A 15,873-nucleotide genomic window follows, 5' to 3' on the forward strand; every position below is an offset into this window, starting at 1 on the left:
GGCCACTGTCTGGAGTGGTGCGAATCCGGAAGGATCACCGTCATGACCCAGACGACGACCCCGCCGCCTGCCGGCCGCGCAGCCGCGCGCCGCCCCCGCATCCACCCGGCCTGGTGGGTGGCCGCCGTCGCCTTCGTGACCATCGTCGGCGCCGCCGCCTTCACCGCGGCACCGGGTCTCCTGGTCGGTCCGCTGCACGAGGAGTTCGGCTGGTCGCGCGGCACGATCGGCGCCGGGATCACCCTGCAGCTCGCGCTCTACGGCCTGACCGCCCCGTTCGCTGCGGCGCTGATGGACCGCTTCGGGATCCGTCCGGTGGTCGCCGTAGCGCTCACCATGATCACCCTCGGCTCGCTCGGCACCGTCTGGATGAGCCAGTCGTGGCAGTTCGTCCTCGGCTGGGGCGTCCTCGTCGGCGGCGGCAGCGGCTGCATGGCGCTCGCCTTCGGCGCGACGATCACCACCCGCTGGTTCGACAAGCGGCAGGGCCTGGTCAGCGGTCTGCTGACCGCCGGTGGCGCCTCGGGACAGCTGATCTTCCTGCCGGTGCTGGCCGTGCTGATCGGGGAGCTCGGCTGGCGGGCCGCCTCGGTGACCATCGCCCTGGTCGCCGCCGCGGTGATCCCGTTCGTGTTGCTGCTGCTCCGCGACTACCCGGCGGATATCGGCCTGGCACCCTACGGCGCCTCGAAGATCGTGCCGCGGCCCGCGCCCGCGACCGGCGCCGCGCTACGGACCGTGCGCGTGCTCGGGATGGCGATGCGTACCAAGGCCTTCTGGCTTCTCGCCGGTGCCTTCGCGATCTGCGGTATCACCACGAACGGGCTGATCAGGACCCACTTCGTACCCGCTGCGCACGACCACGGGATGGCCACCGTCGCGGCCGCCTCGCTGCTCGCCGTGATCGGGATCTTCGACGTCGTCGGGACGATCTTCTCCGGCTGGCTCACCGACCGCTTCAACCCCGTGGTGCTCCTCGGCGTCTACTACTCGCTGCGCGGGATCTCGCTGATCTTCCTGCCGATGCTGCTCTCGTCCGACGTGCACCCGCCGATGGTGTTCTTCATCGTCTTCTACGGTCTCGACTGGGTCGCCACCGTGCCGCCCACGCTCGCGTTGTGCCGCGAGATCTGGCCCGAGGACGCTCCGATCGTCTTCGGCTGGGTCCTCGCCTCCCACCAGGTCGGAGCCGGCCTGGTCGCCTGGATCGGTGGCGTCGTACGCGATGTCACCGGGTCCTACGACCTGGTCTGGTACGCAGCCGGCGCCCTGTGCGCCGCCGCCGCGCTGATGTCTCTGGTGATGCCGCGCGGCGCGAGCCTCCAGCAAGGTATGCAGGCCGAGGACCACATCCCCAGCGGAGTTCCACTGGGGGAGTGAGCCTTCGGCTGCATACCTCGACGAAGGAACAGCCTCAGAGGTCGAGCTTGTAGCCCAGACCGCGGACCGTGACCAGGAACTTCGGCTCGGACGGGTCCGGCTCGAGCTTGGCGCGCAGGCGCTTGACGTGTACGTCGAGGGTCTTGGTGTCGCCGACGTAGTCGGAGCCCCAGACGCGGTCGATGAGCTGGCCGCGGGTGAGGACGCGGCCGGGGTTGCGCAGGAACATCTCCAGCAGCTCGAACTCCTTGAGGGGCAGCCGCTGCTCGGACCCGTCCACGGTCACGACGTGGCGCTCCACGTCCATCCGGACGGGCCCGGCCTCGAGGGTGGCGGGGGCCGCGTCGGGCTCGGTGCCTCGGCGGAGGACGGCGCGGATCCGGGCGACGAGCTCGCGCGGGGAGTAGGGCTTGGTCACGTAGTCGTCGGCGCCGAGCTCGAGGCCGACGACCTTGTCGACCTCGTCGTCCTTGGCGGTCACCATGATGACCGGGACCGACGAGGTGGCCCGGATCTGCCGGCACACCTCGGTGCCGGAGAGGCCGGGAAGCATCAGGTCGAGCAGCACGATGTCTGCCCCGTTGCGGTCGAACTCCTTCAGAGCGTCGGTGCCGTCCTCGGCGACGGCGACCTCGAAGCCCTCCTTGCGGAGCATGTACGACAGTGCCTCGCTGTAGCTGGCTTCATCTTCGACGACGAGTACCCGGGTCACGGGCGTTCCTCCTTGCTTGTGCCGGACTTCCCGGCAGTTGGTAGGTGCTGGGGCAGGGTGAGGGTGAAGGTGGAACCCTGACCCTCCTGCGACCAGACCTTGACCTCGCCACCATGCGTAGCGGCGACGTGCTTGACGATCGACAGGCCGAGCCCGGTGCCACCGGTGGAGCGGTGGCGAGCCGGGTCGACGCGGTAGAAGCGCTCGAAGATCCGATCGATCTCCGTGGACGGGATCCCGATGCCCTGGTCGACCACGGAGATCTCGACGGAGCCGTCGGTCGCGCGGGTCGAGACGGTCACGGTGGAGCCGGGGTCGGAGTAGGCGACCGCGTTGGAGACCAGGTTGGTGACCGCGGTCGAGACCTGCTCGTCGTTGCCGAAGACGTGCAACCCGGCGGTGCCGGCGCTGACCACGTTGATGCCCTTGGCGTCGGCGTCGACCGTCGAGGCGTCGACGGCGGCCGCGATGACCTTGTCGACGTCGACCGCGATCGGCGCCTCCAGGGGCTCGTCGCCCTGGAGCCGGGAGAGCTCGATGATCTGCTGGACGAGCTCGGTCAGGCGCTCGGACTCGGTGATCATCCGGTGGGCGAAGCGGCGTACGGCCTCGGGGTCGTCGGAGGCCTCGGTGACCGCGTCGGCGAGCACTCGGATCGCGCCGACCGGCGTCTTGAGCTCGTGGCTGACGTTGGCGACGAAGTCGCGGCGTACGGCCTCGACGCGGCGCTCGCGGGTGCGGTCCTCGACCAGGGCGAGCGCCAGACGCGTGCCGAGCGGAGCGACCCGGGCGGTGACGTGCCGCGAGGCCCCGTTCGCGCGCGAGATCACCAGCTCGGTCTCCCGGATCTGGCCGTCACGGCGCACACCGTGGACAAGCTCGGACAGCTCGGGCGAGACCAGCGAGGTGCCGCGCACCAGACCCAGGGCGTACGCCGGAGCGCTGGCCTTGAGCACCGTGTCGTGCTCGTCGACGACGACCGCGCTGCTGCGCAGGACCGAGAGGACAGCGGCCACCTCGGAGGGAACCTTCGGGGGCTCGACCTCGGGGATCCGGCGGCGGGAACGTTCGCTCATCGCCCACGCAAGCACCGCCGCTCCGGCGACGACAGCGCCGAGGAGCGCAGCAAGAAAGGCCTGCGTCGTCGAGTCCACACGATCAGGGTAAGCCCATCAAACACCCAAACTTCGCCTCTGGACGTCTCCGCGCCGAACGTTCACCGTCGGTTCACTCGGGATGAAGATCAGTACATGTCGTGTGTCTAGGATCGGCCCATGCGCGCTGCTTTCCATGAGGACCTCGATGCCATCTTCACCGATCTCACCAGTGTCTGTGAGCTGGTGTCGGTGGCCGTACGCGACGCCACCACCGCTCTCCTCGAGGCCCGCAACGACCTCGCCGAGCAGGTGATCGACAAGGATGTCGAGATCGACGACGCCCGCGAGCGCATCGAGGAGAACGCCCTCGAGCTGCTCGGCCTCCAGTCGCCGGTCGCCGGCGACCTGCGGGTGGTAGTCGCCGCGCTGCGGATGATCTCCGACCTCGAGCGGATGGGCGACCTCTCCGTCCACGTCGCCAAGATCGCCAGGCTGCGTACGCCGAACAAGGCCGTCCCCGAGCTGGCCCAGCCGACCATCGGCAAGATGGCCGAGATCGCCCAGCAGATGGTCGAGCGCACCTGCGAGATCCTCCGCACCCGCGATGTCTCCGCAGCTCAGGACCTGGTCGCCGACGACGACGAGATGGACCAGCTGCGACGCAAGTCCTTCGCCGAGCTGCTGGGCCAGGACTGGACCCACGGCGTCGAGCCGGCCGTCGACGTGGCTCTGCTGGGCCGCTACTACGAGCGCATCGCCGACCACGCCGTCACGGTGGCCAACCGGGTCGTCTTCGTCGTGACCGGCGAGACCCCCGCCGACTCCTGACCGGCCGAGTCGGCTCGTACTGACCGAAAATCCCGCCGGGTCGGCTCGTCAAGACGAGCCGACCCGGCGGGATTGTGGTTGTTACTGCTTGCCTTGGTTGGCGACGGCCTCAGCGGCGGCGGCCGCGGCCTCGGGGTCGAGGTAGGTGCCGCCGGTGACGACCGGCTTCAGCGACTCGTCGAGCTCGTAGACCAGCGGCTGGGCCGTGGGGATGTTGAGCTTGGCGATCTCGGTGTCGGAGATGTTGTCGAGGTGCTTGACCAGCGCGCGCAGGCTGTTGCCGTGGGCGGTGACCAGGACGGTCTTGCCGGCCTGGAGGTCGGGCACGATCGCCGACTCCCAGTAGGGGATCATCCGGGCGACGACGTCCTTGAGGCACTCGGTGGCGGGCACGTCGATGTCGGCGTAGCGCGGGTCACCGGCCTGGGAGTACTCGGAGTCGGCCTCGATCGGCGGCGGCGGTACGTCGTAGGAACGACGCCACAGCTGGAACTGCTCCTCGCCGAACTTCTTCAGCGTCTCGGACTTGTTCTTGCCCTGGAGCGCTCCGTAGTGGCGCTCGTTGAGACGCCAGTCGCGGCGCACCGGGATCCAGTGGCGGTCGGCGGTGTCGAGCGCGATGTTGGCGGTGTTGATCGCACGTCGCAGCAGGCTCGTGTGGACCAGGTCGGGAAGGATCCCGGCCTCGGCCAGCAGCTTGCCGCCGTTGACGGCCTCGGCCCGGCCCTTGTCGGTGAGGTCGACGTCGACCCAGCCGGTGGACAGGTTGAGCGCGTTCCACTCGCTCTCGCCGTGACGCAGAAGGACGAGCTTGTAGGTCATCAGTGAGCTTCCTCGGCACCGGGCAGAGCGGCCGGGGGGAACTCGCAGGAGTAGGGGTCCTCGGAGATGGTGCCCGCGGACTCGTCGTGCGCCTCGCCCTCGGTGGCGTGCTCGCCCTCGGTCTCGGTCTCGGTCGCGTGCTCGCTCTCGGCGGGCTCGTCGGCCGGCAGGGTCGACGCCTCCTCGGTGCCCTCGGCAGCGCCCTCGGCGGCAGCGTCCTCGGACGCCTCGGCCTCGGCGTTCTTGCCCTTCTTCGCGGGCTTCGTGGTCTCGTCGACGGCTGCGACGACCTCGGCGTACGGACCACACTGGGTGACCACCGGGACGGAGATGGTCTTCTCCTCACCCTCGGAGAAGGTGAAGGTCATCGGGATGCTGTCGCCCGGCTTGAAGTCGCCGGTGACCGCGATGCCACCGACGGTCGGGTCGGCCAGGTTGATGATGCCGGACTTCGGCAGCTCGATCGGCGTGAACGACTCGGGCGTGACCGTCTCCTCGGCGTCGGCCGCCGTGGCGATCGAGGTGACCGTCGGCAGCGCCTTGCCGGCGACCGCCGGGTTGATCGCCGGGTCGAGCGAGAAGGTGCCGACCAGGACGCCGGAGCCTTCCTGCGCGGTCACGATGCGAGCGGCGTTGATCCGGATGGCACCGTCGAGCGTCGACCCGCCGTGGGTGATCTCGTTGGGCCGGTCCGTCGCGTAGTCGAAGCTGCTGCAGGCGGTCAGCGCCGGAAGCGCGAGAGCCACGAGTGCGCCCGTCACTGCGAGCCGCTTCTGCATAACCTTGGTCGTCACGCGCGACACTCTATCCGCCCGATCCCGCGATCTCGGAAAAGGGTCAGGCACGCAGTCCGACGGCGCTCGCGGCGTACAGCATCCCGGCGATCACCACGGCGATGTAGACGAGCGTGACGAGGAGGAGCTTGCCGGCCCCGAGCTTCAGCCCGGCCTTGAGCGGCAGGTACGTCCACTTGTCCTCGTTGTCGGCGACCAGGCCCCACAGCGCGGTCAGGAAGTGCACGCCGACACCGAGCGCCGCGGCGAGCGCGACCATCACCCAGTGCGGCGGTCCGCCCGCGGACTCACCGGCCCAGCCGGCGTACGAGAGGTATCCGGGGTAGCAGGCGAAGGCCGCCGCCCACAGGACCCAGGAGAAGAGGCCCTTGCGGAGCAGTACGTTGGCGAGCATCCCGAGGACCAGCGAGCCGAGGTAGAACAGCCCCGCGACGGTGCCCGAGGTGACCGAGAGCGGAATGACGAGCAGTACGCCGCAGCACAGCGCGAACCAGACGCTGCCCGATTCGAGACGGCCGTCCGAGATCGGCTTGCCCTCGCGCTCGTGACGACGGTCGACGGCCTGGTCGACGAGATCGTTGTGCCAGCCGAGAACGGCCTGGCCGACGAGCACGGTGACCGCGATCAGCGTGACCTCGCGCGTCGTCAGCCCGGCGAGGACGGCCGCCACCGACAGGCCGATGGCGGTCAGCACCGCCTGGCGGGGGTGGGTGGAGCGGATGAGGAGGAACGGGGCCCAGTTGCCCACCTTGTCCATGACGCTTGCTCGGCCCGCCGGGGCATCAGGAACGGCCGACGCACTGGCTTGCGTCTCTTCCGGGTCCTGATCCTGGGCGTGCGACGACGACACGGTGAAGATGGTCTTGGGGGCGCTCTGCGATGCATTCGCCATGGCGGCAGTATCGGGCACTCGGCCGAGCCGCGCAGGACAACAGGCTGGCTACGGCGAGATTTCGGAGTCGTTTCGAAATCAGCCATGCTGCCACGTTCGACGGGCCTGCGCGCGCGGAACCACACAAGTTATCAATCTGTCAACCCCAGATTGAGCCCCTGACCTGCGCAAACACGGAATCCGAATTCTAAGATCCGTGGTAGACTTATAGCCCTAGGAAGGGGTACCTAAAAATATGACTTTCACCGTCGGCGAGACCGTCGTATACCCGAACCATGGCGCGGCCGTCATCGAAGACATCGAGATGCGCACCATCAAGGGCGAGGAGCGGCAGTATCTGGTCCTCCGCATCATCGCTCAGCAGGACCTCGTGGTGCGTGTTCCGGCCAACAACCTCGAGCTCGTCGGAGTTCGAGACGTCGTAGACAAGGACGGGCTTGATCGAGTCTTCGAGGTGCTTCGTGCGGAGCACGTCGAAGAGCCGACCAACTGGTCGCGTCGTTACAAGGCAAACCTGGAGAAGCTGCACAGCGGCGATGTCATGAAGGTCGCCGAGGTCGTGCGTGACCTGTGGCGTCGTGAGCGTGACCGTGGCCTCTCCGCCGGGGAGAAGCGCATGCTCGCCAAGGCACGCCAGATCCTCGTCTCGGAGCTCGCGCTGTGCGAGCACACCAACGAAGACAAGGCTGAAGTCCTCCTCGATGAGGTGCTGGCCAGCTGACGCTGGTTTCGGTCTGCGTTACAGGCTCCGGGGAAACCCGGGGCCTGTTTCGCGTTTTGATTGTGGATACGGTGACTCTCATGGAGGACCCCTACGCCGACTACGACGAGATCGACGAGACTGCCGAGGTTCCGCCGGCCCTCGGGTTCGTCGCCGATGACGGTCGAGGCTCGCTGCCGTTCGCGTTGATCCACGGTGAGGCGCTGGTCGCCGCAGCGACCTGGTCCCTGGGCGAGTCCGGCGTGACGCCCGTCGACTTCACCACCTCGTGGGACGGGATGGTCGAGGCCGAGGAGCCGCTGGTCCTGCACGACTCGCTGTGCCCGATGACCCCGCCGGCCTTCATTGCTCACTGTGTCTCGACCGCGCTCGCGCGCGAGGCGGTCGTCGTCGGCGTACGCCCGGTCACGGACACGGTCAAGAACCTGGCCATCGAGGACGGGGTGCCGGTGCTCGGCGCGACCATCGACCGCACCTCGCTGGTCTCGGTCGCCTCGCCGATCGTGCTGCCCCCGGCCGTCGTCGCGGCCCTGGACGACTGGCCTTCCGGCGACTTCGCCGAGATCGCGGGCTCGCTGGCCCGCCGGTTCCCGGTCGTCTCGGTCGAGGCGCCGCCGGTCGGCCGCCGCGTCGCCTCCGAGGACGACGTACGCCTGCTCGAGGCGCTGTCGGTCAGCGCCGTCAGCTGAGCAGCTTCCCGACCGCGCCCAGGTCATCGGCGAAGGTGACCTTGAGGTTCAGCGACGAGCTGGGCACGGCGACGATGCGTACGCCGGAGGCGTAGCGCTCCAGGGTGGCGCCGGTGTCGGTGCCGTCGAAGCCGTCGGCCGCGGCCTGGGCATAGGCGGCCAGCAGGTCGGCCGCGCGGAATGCCTGCGGTGTCTGTACGCCGACGAGAGGACCTGCCACCGGCTGCAGGTCACGCGTCGAGAGGTGGCTGAGCGGGGCGGCGGGGATGGCACCACCGTGCTTGCGGGCGACGCCGATGACCACGGAGAAGAGCTCGGGTGACACCAGCGGCCGGGCGGTGTCGTGGATCGCGACCACGTCGATCCCGTCCTCGCCGGCGGCCTCGATGTCGGCCCGGAGCACGGCCAGTGCGGCCTGTTCGGAGGCGTGCCGGGTCTCGCCGCCGGCGACCATCACGACCTCACGGTCCCCGAGCAGGGGCTGGGCGACGGCCGCGACCGCCTCCTCGTCGCCGCTGCGTACGACCAGGACGAGACGGCGCACGTCGGGCACGGCCAGGGCGGTCCGGAGCGAGAGGCCGAGGGCTGAGGAGGCCGGATCGTCGGACCCGTCGAGCGGGAGCAGCACCTTGTTGGTGGCGGCTCCGACGCGGGTGCCGGATCCGGCGGCCAGGAGGACGAGAGCGGCAGGCACCCCTGGAGGCTATCCGTTCGGCGGCGAAGACGGCCGATGGGCTGGGCGCTGGTGTTTACGTACGCGTAACAGAGCGAAACAGGAGGTGTCCCTCACGCGTCCTACGGTTCAAATCCACCGAAGGGAGGACCCGACGAATGTGGACGAAGCGGCTCGGGCCGGCGACGTCATGAGCGAGCGCCAGCGAGCGACCATCGGCCTCAGGCCGGCGGATCCGTATTCTTGGCCCTGTTCCACGGAGGCGCCGGCATGAGTGCTCATGCCCAGCGGGACGACCAGGGTGACTGGCAGTCCGTCTGCCCGGTCGACGCGCTCGAGGTGAAGCGCGGCGCCACGGCACTGGTCCACGGGCAGGCCATCGCCATCTTCCGGATGCCCGACGACGTCGTCTACGCCCTGGGGAACCACGACCCGTTCGCCAAGGCGTCGGTGATCGCCAAGGGCATCGTCGGGGTGCGCGACGGGGTGCCGTTCGTGGCCTCGCCCGCTCACCGGCACGGGTTCGACCTGCGTACGGGACAGTGCCTGGACGACCCGCACGTGACCATCCCCGCCTACGAGGTCCGGGTCGTCGACGGGCTCATCCACGTCGGCCACCGAAAGGCTGCCTGAGCCCTATCTGGGAGACTGCGGAGCGTGCAGCTTCCTCTGATCGGCATCGGGACCGACGTACACAGCCTTGCCGACGGTGTCCCGATGCATGTGGCCGGTCTCGCCTTCCCCGACGAGCCGCAGGGTCTCGCCGGGCACTCCGACGGGGACGTCGCCGCCCATGCCTGCTGCGATGCGCTCTTCTCCGCCGCGGGGCTCGGCGACCTGGGGTCCAACTTCGGCACCTCCGAGCCCGAGTGGGCGGGGGCGGCCGGAGTCGTCCTGCTGGCCGAGGCCGCGCGCCGCGTCCGTGAGGCCGGCTTCGAGATCGGGAATGTCGCCGTGCAGGTGATCGGCAACCGGCCCAAGATCGGTCCCCGGCGGGCCGAGGCCAACGAGGCGCTCTCCGCGGCGGCGGGCGCGCCGGTCGCCGTGACCGCCACGACCACCGACGGCCTCGGGCTCACGGGCCGCGGCGAGGGTGTCGCCGCGATCGCTACCGCGCTCATCGTGCGTCGCGATAGGTAGGGAACCCGCGTACGTCCCTAGACTTGGGGCATGGCACTCAGGCTCTACGACTCGGCGACCCGTGAAGTACGTGACTTCACCCCCTTGCAGCCCGGCAAGGCGTCGCTCTATGTCTGTGGCCTGACCGTGCAGAGCGAGCCGCACGTCGGGCACGTGCGGAGCGGGGTGAACTTCGACGTGCTGCAGCGGTGGCTGCGGGCGTCGGGTTACGAGACCACCTTCATCCGCAACGTGACCGACATCGACGACAAGATCCTGGCGAAGTCGGCCGAGCAGGGACGTCCCTGGTACAACCTCGGCTACACCATGCACCGCGAGCTCGACGCCGCGTACGCCTCGCTCAACGTCGCCCGGCCGACCTACGAGCCGCTGGCCACCGGTCACATCCCCGAGATCATCGCGCTGATCGAGGAGCTGATCGCGAAGGGCCATGCCTACGCTGCCGAGGACGGCTCTGCGGACGTCTACTTCGACGTGCGCTCCTGGCCCTCCTACGGCGAGCTGTCGGGGCAGAAGGTCGACGACATGGAGGCCGCCGCCGACGCCGACCCGCGCGGCAAGCGCGACCCACGTGACTTCGCGCTGTGGAAGGGCCGGAAGGTCTCCGAGCCGGAGACCGCCTCCTGGCCCTCGCCCTGGGGTCTGGGACGGCCCGGGTGGCACATCGAGTGCTCGGCGATGGCCGGGAAGTACCTCGGTCCCGCCTTCGACTTCCACGGTGGTGGCATCGACCTGCGCTTCCCGCACCACGAGAACGAGCAGGCCCAGTCGCGCGCTGCCGGCCGGCCCTTCGCGAGCTACTGGCTGCACAACGCCTGGATCACGACCTCCGGCGAGAAGATGTCGAAGTCGCTGGGCAACTCGCTGGTCATCCCCGAGGTCCTGAAGAAGGTACGCGGCATCGAGCTGCGCTACTACCTGGTCGCGGCCCACTACCGGTCCCACGTCGAGTTCTCCTTCGAGGCGCTCGAGGAGGCCGCAGCCGGATTCCAGCGGATCGAAGGCTTCCTGGAGCGCGCGGCGGCTGCGATCGGTGAGATCCCGGGAGACGGCGTCCCGTGCGCCGACTTCGTCAACGCGATGGACGACGACCTCGGCACCCCGGCCGCCGTGGGCGCCCTGCACGAGGTCGTCCGCGAGGGCAACAAGCTGCTCGCCGACGGCGACAGTCCGGCGCTGCGCGGGGTCGCTGCGAGCGTCCGCGCGATGCTGGACGTGCTCGGTCTGGACCCCGCCGACCCGGCGTGGGGTCCGGCGAGCGGTGATGACGAGAAGCTGACCGGCGCGCTCGACGTACTTGTTCGCGGGGTCCTGGCCGAGCGCGCCGAGGCGCGCGCCGCCAAGGACTGGGCCCGCGCCGATGCCATGCGAGACCGGCTCAAGGACGCCGGGATCGAGATCGAGGACACCCCTGAGGGTCCGAAATGGAGCGTTAACTGATGGCAGGCAACTCCCAGCGTCGCGGAGCGATCGCGAAGGGGCGTAAGAAGGGTGCCCAGGTCGGCACCGGCGGCAACCGGCGCAAGGGCCTGGAGGGCAAGGGCCCGACGCCGAAGGCGAAGGACCGGCCCTATCACAAGGCCCACAAGGCGGCTCAGGCCGCGGAGCAGCGCAACAAGGGTCCGCGCAAGCGGGCCGCCGGCGACGCCGAGTGGATCATCGGACGCAACTCCGTGGTCGAGGCACTGCGTGAGGACGTACCGGTCAACGGGCTCTACGTCGCCGAGGGTGCCGAGCGCGACGGCCGGCTGCGCGAGGCGTTCATGCTCGCCTCCGAGAAGGGCATCTCGCTGCTCGAGGTGACCAAGGTCGAGCTCGACCGGCTCACCGGCTTCAACGGCCACCAGGGGCTCGCGGCGCGGATCCCGGCCTACGAGTACGCCCACGCCGACGACCTGCTCGACCGCGCGGCCGAGGTCAGGGAGAAGGCGCTGATCGTCGCTCTCGACCAGGTCACCGACCCGCGCAACCTGGGCGCCATCGTGCGCTCGGCCGCGGCCTTCGGTGCCCATGGCGTGGTGATCCCGGAGCGGCGTGCGGCCGGGATGACCGCCGCCGCGTGGAAGACGAGCGCCGGCGCCGCGGCGCGGATCCCGGTCGCGCAGACGGTCAACCTGACCCGGCAGCTGAAGGCCTACCAGGAGGCCGGCTGCATGGTCGTCGGGCTCGACATGGAGGGTGACATCACGCTGCCCGAGCTGGGTGCCCCCGAGGGCCTCGCCGATGGTCCGCTGGTGATCGTCGTCGGTGCCGAGGGTGGTGGGCTGTCCCGCTTGGTCCAGGAGACCTGCGATCAGATAGTGTCGATCCCGATGGCCAACTCCGTAGAGTCCCTCAATGCCGGCGTCGCTGCGTCGGTCGTGCTCTACGCGGTCGCGGAGGCGCGCCGCTGATCTCTCGCCGCACTCTGTTTCGGGGCCTCGCCGTCTGGGCGGGGCTCGGAGTGCTGTGGCTCGTGCTGGCCGTGGCGCTGAGCGCGTGGCTCTTCCTGTCCAGCGAACGCCAGGTGGTCCTGGCCGGCCACGACTCGGTCCTGCGCCCGACGTTGTCGGGGAAGGCGGTCATCCACACCGGACCGGTGCTGCCTGACGTACGTCTGGACGTCGGCGGCCCGGTCGGCGTCGACGTGACCCTCGGGAAGACCGAGCTGCGGTCGATGGACGAGCTCTTCGAGCGCTACGCGGTCCTCGGGTCGGCCCCCGCCGGCCAGCGCGCGGTCGTGGTGGAGCAGGTCGAGTCGATGCTCGTCGCGGCCGTGGTCCGCGGCGCCGCGGTCTCCTTGGCGATCGTCGCCGGGGGAGTCGTGCTGTGGTGGCTGCCCGGCTCCCAACGCCGGGCCGACCTGCGCAGACACATCAAGGAGTCGGCCCGCACCCGGCGCGGTCTCACCACCGCGGGCATCGGCGTGGTCGCGGTGGCGGTGATCGCGGCCGCGGTCTGGCAGCCCTGGGGCGAGGCCGGAGCGCCTGCCGCGGACAAGGAGGCCGGACCGGTCGCCGGCGAATGGACTCCGCTGGCCGACTTCCTCGGCGCGGCGATCCCCGTGCCCGAGGAACTGGCCGAGGTGGAGGTCCGCGGCGACGCCTACGCCAACCAGACCCGCCGGCTCGTGGCCAGCGCCGTCGACACCTACAACTCCAGCCGGACCTTCTACGAGAAGGTCGTGGAGAAGGTCCCGGACCTGGCGCTGCGCGAGCCGGGCGAGGACGAGACCGTGTCGGTCCTCGTCTCCGACCGCCACGACAACGTCGGCATGGACTCCGTGGTCCGCGCGATCGCCGATGAGGGCGGCGCGACCGGCATCCTGGACGCCGGCGACGACACCTCGACCGGATCCGACTGGGAGACCTTCTCCCTCGACTCGCTCACCGACGCCAGCGACGGCCTGGACAAGTGGGCGGTCACCGGCAACCACGACTACGGCCCGACGGTCGGTGACTACCTCGCCGACCGGGGCTGGACCATGCTCGACGGCGAGGTCGTCGACGGCCCCGGCGGCTCGACGCTCCTGGGCGTCCCCGACCCGCGCACCAGCGGCCTCGGCAACTGGATCGACGAGAAGGGCGTCACCCTCGAGGAGGCCGGCGAGAAGCTGGCCGACATCGCCTGTGCCTCGATGGAGGAGGGCAAGCCCGTCGCGACCCTCCTCGTCCACGACCCCTCCCTTGGACGCGAGACGCTGCGACGCGGCTGCGCGACCCTCGTCGTCGGCGGCCACCGCCACGTCCACCTGGGGCCGAGCGAGGTGACCGGTGAGAACGGCGAGATCGGCTGGACCTACACCAACGGCACCACGGGCGGCGCGGCGTACGCCTTCGCGATGGGGAAGATCCGCCGCACCGCCGAGGTCACCCTGATCACCTACGCCGACGGGCTCCCCGTCGGTCTCCAGTCCGTCGAGCTGGAGACCAACGGCGCCCTGACCGCCCACGAGTACGTCCCGCTGGACGCCCCGCCGGGGACGAGCGACGCGAGCCCCTAGACCCCGCTCGCGCCCGGACTCGTAGGTCTCCCTGCACGTGTTTTCAACGGGTTTCCTCGGCGCGCGTCACGGTCAGGACGGCACGCCGGATGCGCACTCGGGCCAATGACTGGCTACGATTGTCCCGCCGTTGCGGAGACGTACGGCATGCCGGTGTAGCTCAGTTGGTAGAGCGTTCGCCTTGTAAGCGAAATGTCGCGGGTTCGACTCCTGTCACCGGCTCCACGAAATGTCGGTGGTCGGCCATACAGTCATTGCCATGAGCCGATGCTTGGGGTGCGGGCGAGAACTTACCCAGCGCCACCAGAAGATCTACTGCAGCAACGCCTGCCAGATGCAGGTCAAGCAGAAGCGCATGGTCGAGGAGTGGCTGGCGACCGGGATCGGCAAGGCCCTGAGCAAGCGTCGCCACTACATCCGTGACTATGTCCTCGAGCAGCAGGAGGGCCTGTGCGCGATCTGTGCCATCCCCGCCGAGTGGAATGGCTTGGAACTCGCCTTCGTGCTGGACCACATAGACGGGGACGCGTCGAACAACCGACGTGAGAACCTTCGGCTCCTCTGCCCGAACTGCGACAGCCAGCTGCCGACGTACAAGGCCAAGAACCGGGGAAGTGGCAGGGCCTGGCGGCGACAGCGGTACGCCGACGGCAAGTCCTACTGATCAGCGGAGCTGCGTGACCTCGTACGTCGTCGGCGGGTTGGCGATGTCGTCCTGGGAGGCGACGAGCTCGAGCTCGCGACGGCCCGACTTCAACGTCCGGTCGAGGATGGCGAAGAGGGTGTTCGCGGTGCGGCCGAGGGCTGCCGGCGTCGAGCCGGTCGAGAGCAGGTGGGAGAGGTAGACCGCCGCGGTGACGTCACCGCCGCCGTTGGGGGAGATCGGGAGCAGGGGAGTGGTGACCGACCAGGCGCCTTCGTCGGAGACGGCGACCAGGTCGAGATGGGTCGGGTCCTTGGTGATCACCGAGGTCACCAGCACGTTGGACGGGCCGGACTCGCGGACGATGTCGACGGCGGCGAGCACCTCCTGCAGCGTGTCGGTCGACTCGAGGCCGGCGAGGAAGTTGAGCTCGAAGTGGTTGGGCGTGATCACGTCGGCGGCGGGCACGACCTCGTCGCGCATGAACTCCGGGATGCCCTCACGGACGAACATCCCGCGCCCGACGTCGCCCATCACCGGGTCGCAGCAGTAGAGGGCGCGCGGGTTGAGCGCCTTCACGCGGCGTACGGAATCCAGGATGATCGCGCCGACAGCCGGGTCGCCCTGGTAGCCGGACAGCACGGCGGAGACGGTCGACAGACCGTCACGCTCGGAGATCCCCTCGATGACCTCGGCGACCTGGTCGGCGGCCACGACCGGTCCACGCCACTCGCCGTAGCCGGTGTGGTTGGAGAAGTTGACCGTGAGCACGGGCCAGACCTCGTGACCGAGGCGCTGGATCGGGAAGACTGCCGCCGAGTTGCCGACGTAGCCGAAGGCCACGTGCGACTGGATGGAGAGGATCTGCATGGCGCCAGTCTCCATCAGCCGGTTCAGGCGGGCTTCTTCTGGGCCTGCTTCTGGGGCGGGTCGTTGAGCAGCCAGGCCGCCAGCGCGCCACCGATCGCGCCGAAGAGGTGACCCTGCCAGGAGACACCGGTCTGCCCCGGGAGGACGCCCAGGAGCAGGCTGCCCCAGGCCAGGAAGATGAGTACGCCGATGACGATCTGGCCGACGCGGTGACTGAACAGGCCGCGCAGGATCAGGTAGACGAGCCAGCCGAAGATCAGCATCGAGGTGCCGGCGGTGATGCTGCCCGGGGGCGACATCAGCCAGACGCCGACGCCTCCGACCACCCAGATGATGAGTGTCGCCACGATCCCGCGGCCGACGCCCGAGGCGAGCACCAGGAAGCCGAGGACGAGTGCGAACAGGGTGTTGCCGTAGAGGTGGGCCCAGCCGAAGTGGAGCACCGGGGCGAACACGATGCCGAGCAGGCCGGCATCGGTGCGCGGCTGGATGCCCAGCGTGTCGAGCTGGTGTCCGCTGATGTAGTCGGTGGCCTCGAGCACCCAGAGCAGGGCGACGAAACCGAGCGACCAAATGCCGGCCCGAAGCCAGTTGGCGCGCTGGGGCCGCGTGGGGGAGTCCTGGCTCACG

General features: G+C 69.5%; 18 protein-coding genes and 1 tRNA gene. 11 read left to right on the forward strand and 8 right to left on the reverse strand.

All coding sequences use genetic code 11. The annotated features are described in order from the left end of the window. Window positions 1–42: 42 nt before the first annotated feature. On the forward strand, window positions 43–1,380 hold the full coding sequence (locus ACW14X_RS18580) for an MFS transporter (RefSeq protein ID WP_457162922.1): 1,338 nt from the start codon (window positions 43–45) through the stop codon (window positions 1,378–1,380). 34 nt (window positions 1,381–1,414) lie between these two features. On the opposite strand, the gene ACW14X_RS18585 is transcribed toward ACW14X_RS18580, so the two are convergent. Further along, complete coding sequence (locus tag ACW14X_RS18585; RefSeq protein ID WP_091046002.1) at window positions 1,415–2,092, reverse strand: response regulator transcription factor; 678 nt, start codon at window positions 2,090–2,092, stop codon at window positions 1,415–1,417. Continuing rightward, complete coding sequence (locus ACW14X_RS18590; protein WP_160026818.1) at window positions 2,089–3,246, reverse strand: sensor histidine kinase; 1,158 nt, start codon at window positions 3,244–3,246, stop codon at window positions 2,089–2,091. The genes ACW14X_RS18585 and ACW14X_RS18590 overlap by 4 nt, the downstream gene beginning before the upstream one ends. Window positions 3,247–3,366: 120 nt before the next feature. Between ACW14X_RS18590 and phoU the strand changes: the two genes are divergently transcribed. After that, window positions 3,367–4,017 (forward strand): phosphate signaling complex protein PhoU, encoded by a 651-nt coding sequence (gene phoU / locus ACW14X_RS18595; protein WP_350715573.1) that lies wholly within the window; start codon window positions 3,367–3,369, stop codon window positions 4,015–4,017. Window positions 4,018–4,098: 81 nt separating this feature from the next. Here phoU and ACW14X_RS18600 read toward each other — a convergent pair whose 3' ends face one another. From ACW14X_RS18600 to ACW14X_RS18610, 3 genes are read right to left on the reverse strand one after another with little or no spacing between them, the layout of a single operon-like run. Continuing rightward, window positions 4,099–4,839, reverse strand: a complete 741-nt coding sequence (locus ACW14X_RS18600) for a phosphoglyceromutase (RefSeq protein ID WP_160026820.1) — start codon at window positions 4,837–4,839, stop codon at window positions 4,099–4,101. Then, window positions 4,839–5,633, reverse strand: coding sequence for a hypothetical protein (locus ACW14X_RS18605; protein WP_457162923.1), 795 nt, complete (start codon window positions 5,631–5,633; stop codon window positions 4,839–4,841). Before ACW14X_RS18605 ends, ACW14X_RS18600 begins: the two co-directional genes overlap by 1 nt. Window positions 5,634–5,676: 43 nt before the next feature. Beyond that, a complete protein-coding gene (locus ACW14X_RS18610; protein ID WP_160026822.1) occupies window positions 5,677–6,525 on the reverse strand; it encodes a UbiA family prenyltransferase in 849 nt (282 codons plus the stop codon). 235 nt (window positions 6,526–6,760) lie between these two features. Here ACW14X_RS18610 and ACW14X_RS18615 point away from each other — a divergent pair, with 235 nt between their 5' ends. Then, window positions 6,761–7,246: a CarD family transcriptional regulator gene (locus ACW14X_RS18615; RefSeq protein WP_008360791.1), complete on the forward strand. Its 486-nt coding sequence runs from the start codon at window positions 6,761–6,763 to the stop codon at window positions 7,244–7,246. A gap of 80 nt (window positions 7,247–7,326) precedes the next feature. After that, a complete protein-coding gene (locus ACW14X_RS18620; RefSeq protein ID WP_350715568.1) occupies window positions 7,327–7,935 on the forward strand; it encodes a hypothetical protein in 609 nt (202 codons plus the stop codon). Here the strand turns inward: ACW14X_RS18620 and ACW14X_RS18625 are convergent. Beyond that, window positions 7,928–8,629, reverse strand: a complete 702-nt coding sequence (locus tag ACW14X_RS18625) for an IspD/TarI family cytidylyltransferase (protein ID WP_457162924.1) — start codon at window positions 8,627–8,629, stop codon at window positions 7,928–7,930. The two genes, ACW14X_RS18620 and ACW14X_RS18625, sit on opposite strands and share 8 nt — an antisense overlap. 249 nt (window positions 8,630–8,878) lie before the next feature. Between ACW14X_RS18625 and nirD the strand changes: the two genes are divergently transcribed. The 7 genes from nirD (at window position 8,879) to ACW14X_RS18660 (ending at window position 14,394) form a co-directional block, all read left to right on the forward strand. Beyond that, window positions 8,879–9,241 (forward strand): nitrite reductase small subunit NirD, encoded by a 363-nt coding sequence (gene nirD, locus ACW14X_RS18630; protein ID WP_350715866.1) that lies wholly within the window; start codon window positions 8,879–8,881, stop codon window positions 9,239–9,241. Window positions 9,242–9,265: 24 nt separating this feature from the next. Next, window positions 9,266–9,748, forward strand: a complete 483-nt coding sequence (ispF, locus tag ACW14X_RS18635) for a 2-C-methyl-D-erythritol 2,4-cyclodiphosphate synthase (protein ID WP_457162925.1) — start codon at window positions 9,266–9,268, stop codon at window positions 9,746–9,748. A gap of 30 nt (window positions 9,749–9,778) precedes the next feature. Then, window positions 9,779–11,188: a cysteine--tRNA ligase gene (gene cysS, locus ACW14X_RS18640; RefSeq protein WP_400467114.1), complete on the forward strand. Its 1,410-nt coding sequence runs from the start codon at window positions 9,779–9,781 to the stop codon at window positions 11,186–11,188. Beyond that, window positions 11,188–12,141, forward strand: a complete 954-nt coding sequence (rlmB, locus tag ACW14X_RS18645) for a 23S rRNA (guanosine(2251)-2'-O)-methyltransferase RlmB (RefSeq protein ID WP_350715564.1) — start codon at window positions 11,188–11,190, stop codon at window positions 12,139–12,141. Before cysS ends, rlmB begins: the two co-directional genes overlap by 1 nt. Window positions 12,142–12,191: 50 nt before the next feature. Continuing rightward, on the forward strand, window positions 12,192–13,730 hold the full coding sequence (locus ACW14X_RS18650) for a metallophosphoesterase (RefSeq protein WP_457162926.1): 1,539 nt from the start codon (window positions 12,192–12,194) through the stop codon (window positions 13,728–13,730). Window positions 13,731–13,879: 149 nt separating this feature from the next. Further along, a tRNA-Thr gene (locus ACW14X_RS18655) sits at window positions 13,880–13,955 on the forward strand. 34 nt (window positions 13,956–13,989) lie between these two features. Further along, window positions 13,990–14,394, forward strand: coding sequence for an HNH endonuclease (locus ACW14X_RS18660; protein WP_160026830.1), 405 nt, complete (start codon window positions 13,990–13,992; stop codon window positions 14,392–14,394). On the opposite strand, the gene pdxY is transcribed toward ACW14X_RS18660, so the two are convergent. Both pdxY and ACW14X_RS18670 read right to left on the reverse strand, forming a co-directional pair. Next, the gene (pdxY, locus tag ACW14X_RS18665; RefSeq protein WP_008360814.1) at window positions 14,395–15,243 is read right to left on the reverse strand and encodes a pyridoxal kinase PdxY; all 849 of its coding nucleotides are present in this window, start codon (window positions 15,241–15,243) and stop codon (window positions 14,395–14,397) included. A 23-nt stretch (window positions 15,244–15,266) separates the two neighbouring features. Next, on the reverse strand, window positions 15,267–15,872 hold the full coding sequence (locus ACW14X_RS18670; protein WP_160026831.1) for a rhomboid family intramembrane serine protease: 606 nt from the start codon (window positions 15,870–15,872) through the stop codon (window positions 15,267–15,269). Window position 15,873 lies beyond the last annotated feature (1 nt).

The sequence above is a fragment of the Nocardioides sp. YJ-D4 genome, assembly GCF_054031495.1.